The organism is Streptomyces marokkonensis (genome assembly GCF_039539045.1).
GTDB lineage: Bacteria > Actinomycetota > Actinomycetes > Streptomycetales > Streptomycetaceae > Streptomyces > Streptomyces marokkonensis.
The window spans coordinates 1-7,745 of record NZ_BAABCQ010000249.1; the positions used below are offsets into that span (position 1 = coordinate 1).

General features: G+C 65.4%; 6 protein-coding genes. 3 read left to right on the top strand and 3 right to left on the bottom strand.

Annotated features, from left to right (window positions below):
* The 3 genes from ABEA26_RS33735 to ABEA26_RS33745 all read left to right on the top strand — a co-directional run.
* Window positions 1-1,948, top strand: a 1,948-nt coding sequence (locus ABEA26_RS33735; RefSeq protein WP_345597574.1) for a Z1 domain-containing protein, incomplete at its 5' end; no start/stop codon positions are given.
* 146 nt (window positions 1,949-2,094) lie between these two features.
* Window positions 2,095-3,075, top strand: a complete 981-nt coding sequence (locus ABEA26_RS33740; protein WP_345597575.1) for a DNA cytosine methyltransferase — start codon at window positions 2,095-2,097, stop codon at window positions 3,073-3,075.
* A 120-nt stretch (window positions 3,076-3,195) separates the two neighbouring features.
* The gene (locus tag ABEA26_RS33745; RefSeq protein ID WP_345597577.1) at window positions 3,196-4,440 is read left to right on the top strand and encodes a DNA cytosine methyltransferase; all 1,245 of its coding nucleotides are present in this window, start codon (window positions 3,196-3,198) and stop codon (window positions 4,438-4,440) included.
* Here the strand turns inward: ABEA26_RS33745 and ABEA26_RS33750 are convergent.
* The 3 genes from ABEA26_RS33750 to ABEA26_RS33760 form a co-directional block, all read right to left on the bottom strand.
* Entirely contained in the window at window positions 4,429-5,361 is a 933-nt protein-coding gene (locus tag ABEA26_RS33750) for a DUF6339 family protein (protein WP_345597579.1), read from the bottom strand. The two genes, ABEA26_RS33745 and ABEA26_RS33750, sit on opposite strands and share 12 nt — an antisense overlap.
* Window positions 5,358-6,326, bottom strand: a complete 969-nt coding sequence (locus ABEA26_RS33755; protein ID WP_345597581.1) for a hypothetical protein — start codon at window positions 6,324-6,326, stop codon at window positions 5,358-5,360. Before ABEA26_RS33755 ends, ABEA26_RS33750 begins: the two co-directional genes overlap by 4 nt.
* Window positions 6,327-6,329: 3 nt before the next feature.
* On the bottom strand, window positions 6,330-7,745 hold a 1,416-nt coding region (locus ABEA26_RS33760; RefSeq protein WP_345597582.1), incomplete at its 5' end, for a transcriptional regulator.

Below are 7,745 nucleotides of genomic sequence, written 5' to 3' on the forward strand. Positions count from 1 at the left end.
GAACAAGACCGTCCTCACCAAACTGGTCAAGGACCTCAACAAGATCAAGACCCCGCTCACCGAGGTTCCGGTGCTCATCATCGATGACGAGTCCGACGAGGCATCGGTCAACACGGCCAACCTCCGTAAGCCGGACGCCGAGCGCACTGCAATCAATCAGAAGATCTCAGAACTTCTCCACATACTGCCCCGGGCCCAGTACGTGGGATACACCGCGACCCCCTTCGCCAACGTCTTCGTTGACCCCAGCGATACGGAGGACGTCTTCCCGAAGGACTTCATCGTCTCCCTACCGCGACCCGCGGGCTACATGGGCGTCCAGGACTTCCACGATCTCGATTCGGCGATCCCTGAAGCGGAGCGCACCTTCGCGAATTCGAACGAGAAGGCCCATGTCCGTGGCATCATCCTTTCTGACGAGGAGGACGACGAGCCGCTTCAGCAAGCCATGGACATGTTCGTCCTGACGGCCGCGATGAAGCTGTACCGCGAGGTGCACGGGCTGGGCGACCGCTACTTCCAACACCACACAATGCTCATCCACGAGAGCGTGCGCACGGCGGACCATCGTGAACTGCTGGCACGGGTGACCAGGCTCTGGTGGAACGCCGGCTACTCGGGGGAACGCGGCCACCAGCGTTTGCGCAAGCTCTTCGAGAACGATGTACTCCCGGTGTCCCGAGTGCGCGCGGACGGCCACGCAGTGCCGGCCACGTACGAGGAGCTGAGTACCCACATCGGTGCCGCCGCCATTCGGATCGGTGGCGACGACCACCCGATCATCGTCATCAACGGCGACAAGGACATCGAGACCGGCGAGGCCGACTTCGACAAGCGGTCCATCTGGAAGATCCTGATCGGCGGGCAGAAACTGGCCCGTGGATTCACCGTCGAGGGCCTCACCGTCACCTACTACCGACGTCTCACGAACAACGCCTCCACGTTGATGCAGATGGGGCGCTGGTTCGGATTCCGCAAGGGCTACCGAGATCTCGTCCGCCTGTACCTGGGACGCGAGGAGACCATGAAGGCCAAGGATGTTGACCTCTATGAGGCCTTCGAGGCGATCTGCCGTGATGAAGAAGCCTTTCGACAGGAGTTGCGACAGTACTCGGAACTTGTCGACGGGCGAGCTCAGATGACTCCCGCTCAGGTGCCGCCGCTCGTCTCGCAGCATCTGTCCTGGCTTCCACCCGCGAGCAAGAACAAGATGTTCAATGCTCGACTGGTCAACAAGCGGACGCCCGGTAGGTGGGAGGAGCCCACCGCCTACCCCGCGGGTGCGCCCGCGTTGCGGCACAACACGGGCCTGTGGTTGCCCGTGCTCGAATCTCTCTCGTTCGCTCCCACCACGTTCGAGTATTCGACCGACGGCGAGACCTTCGGGTTCGACGCGTTCACCGGTTCCCTTTCCGGTGAGGAGTTCCTCGCGCTCGCGCAGTCACTCAAGTGGGGTGCGGACAGCCAATTTGCCCCCCACCTCGCTTACCTGACCGAGATCTGTGGGGGCTCGACACCCCAGGTGGACGATTGGCTCGTCCTCGCCCCGCAGCACAGGACCGGAAAGAAGAAGCTGGCGATCGACTCGTCCGAGCGTTCGTACTCCTGGTTCAGCCGCAAGCGCCGACGCGGCCCGCTCTTCAGTGCCATCAGCGAACCGAAGCACCGCCCCAGCGCCTATCGCATCGCCGGCGCCTTCCCTGCGGGTGGCAACGGCGCGACCGAGCGTCACGTGGCGGAGCGGCGCGGAGTGGTGTCGCTGTATCCCGTCGTCGAGCCCCAGCACAGGGATGAGGTCGAGGCCTCAGGCCGGATCGACTCCGGCAAGTTGGTCATGGCCTTCGCCTTCGTTGCTCCGGCGGCGGCTCACGGGCGAGACGGGAAGGCAGTCGTCTTCACCACGATCGATTCGTCGAACGACGCCATCATCCCTCGTCGGCAGGTGTAGCTCAGCCACCTCGACACCGGACACTGCGGGCTCGCCCGGTGGCATAGAGCCCGCAGTGCGCCGTACGTCTGCGCCCTCACATCTGAGATCCTGCCGCCGGAAGGCACGTCTCACGACGGTGCGATGATCCGAGGGGGAGCGACTACATGGGCGAGCAGCAATTCACGGCCGTCGAACTTTGCTCAGGGGTGGGAGGACAAGCCATCGGCCTCGAGCAAGCAGGCTTCGAGGTGACGGCAGCCGTGGACATCGACGAGGACAGTTGCCGGACCGTCTCGAAGAACCGTCCCGGTTGGTACGTGATCCATGCCGACCTGAAGCGCCTGAATCCACTGGATCACGCGCCGCTCGACCACGCAGACATCCTCAGCTGCGGCCTGCCCCGCTCCCCCTACACCATTGCGGGGAAGCAACTCGCCACGAGCGACTCACGAGACACCCTTCAAGCCGTGCTGGACATGGCTTCCTTCGTACGTCCCCGGGTCCTTCTTCTGGAGAGCATTCCCACTTTCCTTCGTGCCCCCAAGTTCGAGGCACAACGTGTCAAGGTCCGCGAGGCCGTCGAAGACCTCGGCTACGAGATGGTCTCCACGGTTCTCGACGCCACCTCTTTCGCGGTGCCACAGCACCGGTCTCATGCATTCATCGTCGCCATGCGTTCCGAGGACATGGCCCGTTTCGAGTGGCCGTCCCCGGTGCCCGGCCCGTGCCCGACCCTGGGCGAGACACTGTCGGCGTCGATGGGGTCCGGCGGCTGGACCGGCGCGGCCGAGTGGGCCGCACGCGCCTGCGAGCCGGCGCCACTGGTCATGGGCGGGGCGACGGGGCGCGGGGGCGCGGACCTGGGAGCGAGCCGAGCCAAAACCATCTGGGCGCGTTGGGGCATCTACGGCGGCAGCATCGCGGACGCCGTGCCCGGCCCCGACTTCCGGCTGGATCCAGAAGTCGCCCCCCGCTTCGGCCTGCCCCGCCTGACCGTCAACCAAGTGGCCCTACTGCAAGGATTCGAACCCAGCTGGCAGATCACCGGGCGGAAGACCTCGGCCTATCGGCAGATCAGCCAGACGACACCGCCCCCGGTGGCTGCCGCGCTGGGTGGGCAAATTGCCGTGGCTCTGGGACGATAATCGCGATTGCCGGACACAAATCGTCGCCCCCCGATCCCGTTGAGTATGAGGCCAGTCACTCCAAGTCATTACCCAGGGCTCGTTCAAACCCTGAACGAGCCACCATTAGACTCTCGTCCCATGGCCACCAACAAGACCGTCAAGACAGCTGGTACAATGCCGGCGAATTCCCCGATCACGGTGGTCGACCTCTTCTCGGGTGCAGGCGGTTTTTCCGCAGGTTTCCGCGCCTACGAGCCGAACGGCCCCGGATCATCCCCCTTCCGGTCCGTCGCCGCCGTGGAGTTCGACGAGGCGGCGGCGGCCACATACGCCGCCAATTTCGGCAGCGCACATGTTGCGAATGTGGACATCACCACCTGGGACCCCTCGCCATACACCGGCCAGGTCGATGTGATCATGGGCGGGCCGCCCTGCCAGGGGTTCTCAGCCCTGCACCGGAACAACCCCGAAAAACCCAAGGCCGAAGACCCGCGGAACCGACTGTGGGCCGAGTACGTGCGGGTGGTTCGGACCATCCAGCCCAAAATTTTCGTTCTGGAAAACGTGGACCGCTTCCTGAGGTCCCAGGAGTTCCAACACCTACAGGAAGCCACCTCCGAGGGGGGCGACCTCTCCAACTACACACTCCGCTCGGGCATCCTGAACGCTGCCGACTACGGCGTGCCCCAGGCCCGCCGGCGCGCCATCGTGATCGCCACACGTAATGATCTCGGTGAACCGCTGAAGCACCCGCGTCCTACCCACACCCGTGACACGGCGACTTCGCCACAGGCCCGCTTCGAAGTCGAGGAGGGCACACCCGCGGAGCCGCTCCCCTGGGTCTCGGTCCAGAGCGAGGTGTTCGATCACACGCCCGCCGAGACTCCGTCCGTCGACCTGCCGGAGCGCACCGACAAACCTCTGGGCATCGTGCTGCCCGGCCCGTACCGGACGACCGAACTGCACATCGGCCGCAATCCCACGGAACTGTCACTGGCCCGGTACCGAGCCATCCCCCCGGGCGGCAACCGACACAACCTCACGGGCAAGCACGACGAGGTTGGCGGCGTCGAGACGTATCTCTCGACAGACAGTTGGGACAAGCACAAGACCGGCTCCGGCGACGTCATGGGCCGCATGCACGCGGATCGTCCGGCCGTCACGATCCGCACGGAGTTCTACAAGCCCGAGAAGGGGCGCTACCTGCACCCCGAGCACGACCGGCCCATCACCCACTACGAGGCCGCTCTCATCCAGGGCTTTCCCGCCGATTTCCAGTGGTTCGGCTCCAAGGTCCAGATCGCGCGGCAGATCGGCAACGCGGTGCCGATCGGGCTGGGGAAGGCATTGGCACGAGTAATTCACGAGCGCCTAGAACGGTGAGTACGGCTTCACGAGGCTGACTCCCTCGTTGCTGGGCCATTCCGTTCTTCCTTCCCGCCCCTCCTCCTTCCCCCTTACCGGAGCCTCGGCGAAGAGTTGTGCGAAGAGTCGGACCAACTCGTCGACGGAGTCGCCCGGGACACAACCGTCGTCGGGACCGAAGGGGAGGTTGTCCAGGGACACTGGCCCCGCGTGCTCCGCTTCGTCGATCCAGTAGCGGCGCGAGTCGGCGTCCGGTGCCTCATCCGGAGCGAGGATGTCGTAGACGAGAGTGCCGGCGGCCGTGTTGATGGCTGTCCCCAGCGCATTCACATCACGGCCCGTGCGCACCAGCCCTTTCTCCATCAGACGAACGACAGCGCGTGCCGTGGGACGGTGATCGATGACCGCCAGGCGCAGCGTCGTGTTGAGAACGTCCTGAAGGCTGCAGGCCAGACGAACCGGCTCGTAGTCGTCTCCGTCCCTGAACAACTCCGCAGCCCACCAGAGGCGGGCGAAGGTCTGATTGTAGTGGAGGCCGACGAAACGGTCGGCGGTCGCCCGTCTCCCCTCCTTGGTCACTCCCTTGTGCCGCCACAGCACATAGTCCGGTGCCACCACCATGGCCAGGAAGTTCCAGATCCTCGTATCCGCCGCTTCCCTCCTGGTGATTCTGAGAGTCGCGTGCAGTCTCGGTGCCAGCCAGGCGTCTGCTGTCGCCCGGTCGCCGTCGTACCGGCGCATGGCGACGTCGATCAGCTGACGCAGTGGTTCGACATTCCATCGCACCGCCGGCCTACTCATCGGCTCGCTCCCCCGCAGCAGGGCAAGCTGCGGCGGCCTCTCGCTTCCCGCGAGCACACTGCGCGTCAGGTACTTGGACGCGACGATGTCAGGCAGTAGCGCGATCTGTTCGGGGAGATCGAGGGGAGCAGCACTCATCGTTCCGTCTCCACGTCACGGCTCATGGCTCTCAGGCCGTTGGCGATGTTCTTGTGCGTCTTGGCCCGTCGGGCCGCCGCGTACTGGATTCGAGGCTGCAATTCCTGCCAACCGCCCTCGGTGAGCCGCAGGTGGACCTCCAACAGCGCGTCCGAGATCGAGAGGTCGGGCAGGACGTCGGGCAGCATGGAGCGGAGAACACCGTCCCGCCATCCTGCGGGCCATTGCGGTCTCCCAGCGCCGTCGCGTTCCAGGTCACCGACTGCCGCGTTGAACATGGCCGTCCACGCCTCGGCCGCGATCTGTGCGGCGAGCATGCCCCGTACTGCCTTCTCGACGGGCGCTCCGCCTCCGTTCAAAAACTCGACGAGGCCTTCGAATCCGGTGTTGAGATGCACAGTGGGCATGTCACCAGTCGTCTCGACCAGCCAGGGGGCATCCTGGAACATTCGCAACCATGTCTCGGGCCCGTTGCGGAAGTCCGTCTCGTGGATGTTCAGCTCCTGCTTGCGTGCGGGTACACGCTCATCGAGTTCGATGGTCCAGGGTTCCTCCGCCGTGCCGATGAGTCGACCGGACTCGTCGTCCACCGTGGCCGCCACCATGACCGTGAGGGACGCGCGTGTCAGGTGTGCGTCACGGAAGAGCACAAGGCTGCCGGTCCACCAACCCGCGTCCGAGCGCCGGAGCCGGACGGTCGTCCTTGCGTTCGTCGCGGCCTCTGTGAGGGCTGCTAGGCAAGCCACGTCGTCCCAGGGGCCCTCGGCAAGTTCCTTCTCCGGAAGAACCACCCGCAGGTCCAAGCGGGCCTCGTCCCACCTGGACCGCTCTACCTCGTGAAGTGCCACGGCCTTGTGATCCCGCGAGAGCATGGACAGCGGGAGCGGTCGGCCGTCGAGCTTCACGGACGTGACCTCGATCTTGATCTCACCGGTCAGGACCTGGTAGGGGAAAACGGTGTTCACGGGTCACCTGCCCTTCTGAAGGTCGACGACCACGCGCGCCATTCGCCCCGTCACGGGGTGACTGGACACGTCGGTGACACCTTCGAACGAAGCGCTGGTGGTCCCTGCCTCGAAGTGGAGCACTCCGTTCTCCACTCGGCAGTTCTCGCCTGCTATGAGCTTCGCCCAGGAAATCGCGGGTCTGGAGCCCGACCGTACGTCGAACCGGGCGGTCGGCGTCATCGACCAGGGATCAGTGCGTCTCGGCAGCTTGATCTCGACCCGTACGTTCCAGGCACCCCGTGAGTCGACACTGCCCTCCACGTGGCGCACCACCGGGTACCTGTCCGGCCGGCGGGCTCCCGTGGTGTGCGCGTCGATGCGGAGCAATTCCCGCAGCATCGCCGGCCCGCCGGTCTTCACCTGCTCACGGCGGCCGACGAGCACACGTACTGCGACCAGCATGTCCTTGCGGAAGTCCTCGATGCGCTGCCTGGCACCACGGACATAGGTGGTGACGAGGTCTTCCGTCTTGGTCCAGTCGTTGTGCTCGGGCGGCTCTGAAGTGCGCAGGAACTGCTCGGCCGCACGTGCCTCCGGGTCGTACGACCCGGTGGCCCGCCCCGCCAGCAGAACCGCCTGGAAGGCATCGGTGCCGAGCGGTAGGTCGGTCACTCGTCGTGTCATGACGGTCATGCGGTTCCCTCGCATGCACACCAGACGGTTCGGCTCCCGGTCATCGTCATCTGCCGCCGTGACGAGGAGTACGGCCCTGTGCTCCTCGTTCTTGCGCGGTCCGCCCTTCTCCGGGGGTACCTGAAGCGGAACGTACGCCACGGCCACCTGCGTGGTATCGGTCCGCTGCTCGACGGCCTCACCGTTCAGGTAGGCGCTGAGCGCCCGGGTACGGGCGGGCTGGTAGACGGCCGGGTCGACCCGCTGCTCGGGAATGACCACGTTCCCATTTCGCAGGGTCGTGACCGAGGCCTCCAGGACAGGACTGCTGTCCCGAGCCGCGGTCATAGCAGCCCAGAAGTTGTCGGCGAGCGCCCTGACCAACTTCTCGTGCATCTCCTGGAGTGTCTGCGCATCACCTGCCGCATCGTGCGCACCGACGACAAGGAAGGACGTACCCGGATCACGTCCCTCGCGCTCCAGATGCAGAGCCCCGGTCGTCGTCTCGTCCGCCCACCAAGAGCGGGCCGTGCCCTCTCGTCCGGGCTCGGTGTCGGTCTCACCGAAGCCCGCAAGCCCTGCGAAGTTCTGGCCGTCCCTGCTGTGCCAGGGCAGCTCGAGGCGTCCGTACAGTCGACGAGTCGTGCGTCCTTCGTGGGGACTGGACAGGGTGCTGTTGACCAGAACGAGTCCGAGTCGGCTGGTCGCCCACAGCGTGATCTTCCCCAGCCCGTATGAGCCTCCGGCCGTGCTGTTGCCCTTGTG

Coding starts and splice junctions, on each gene's coding strand:
- ABEA26_RS33740 (WP_345597575.1), top strand. CDS start 2,095: ATGGGCGAGCAGCAATTCACGGCCGTCGAACTTTGCTCAGGGGTGGGA.
- ABEA26_RS33745 (WP_345597577.1), top strand. CDS start 3,196: ATGGCCACCAACAAGACCGTCAAGACAGCTGGTACAATGCCGGCGAAT.
- ABEA26_RS33750 (WP_345597579.1), bottom strand. CDS start 5,361: ATGAGTGCTGCTCCCCTCGATCTCCCCGAACAGATCGCGCTACTGCCT.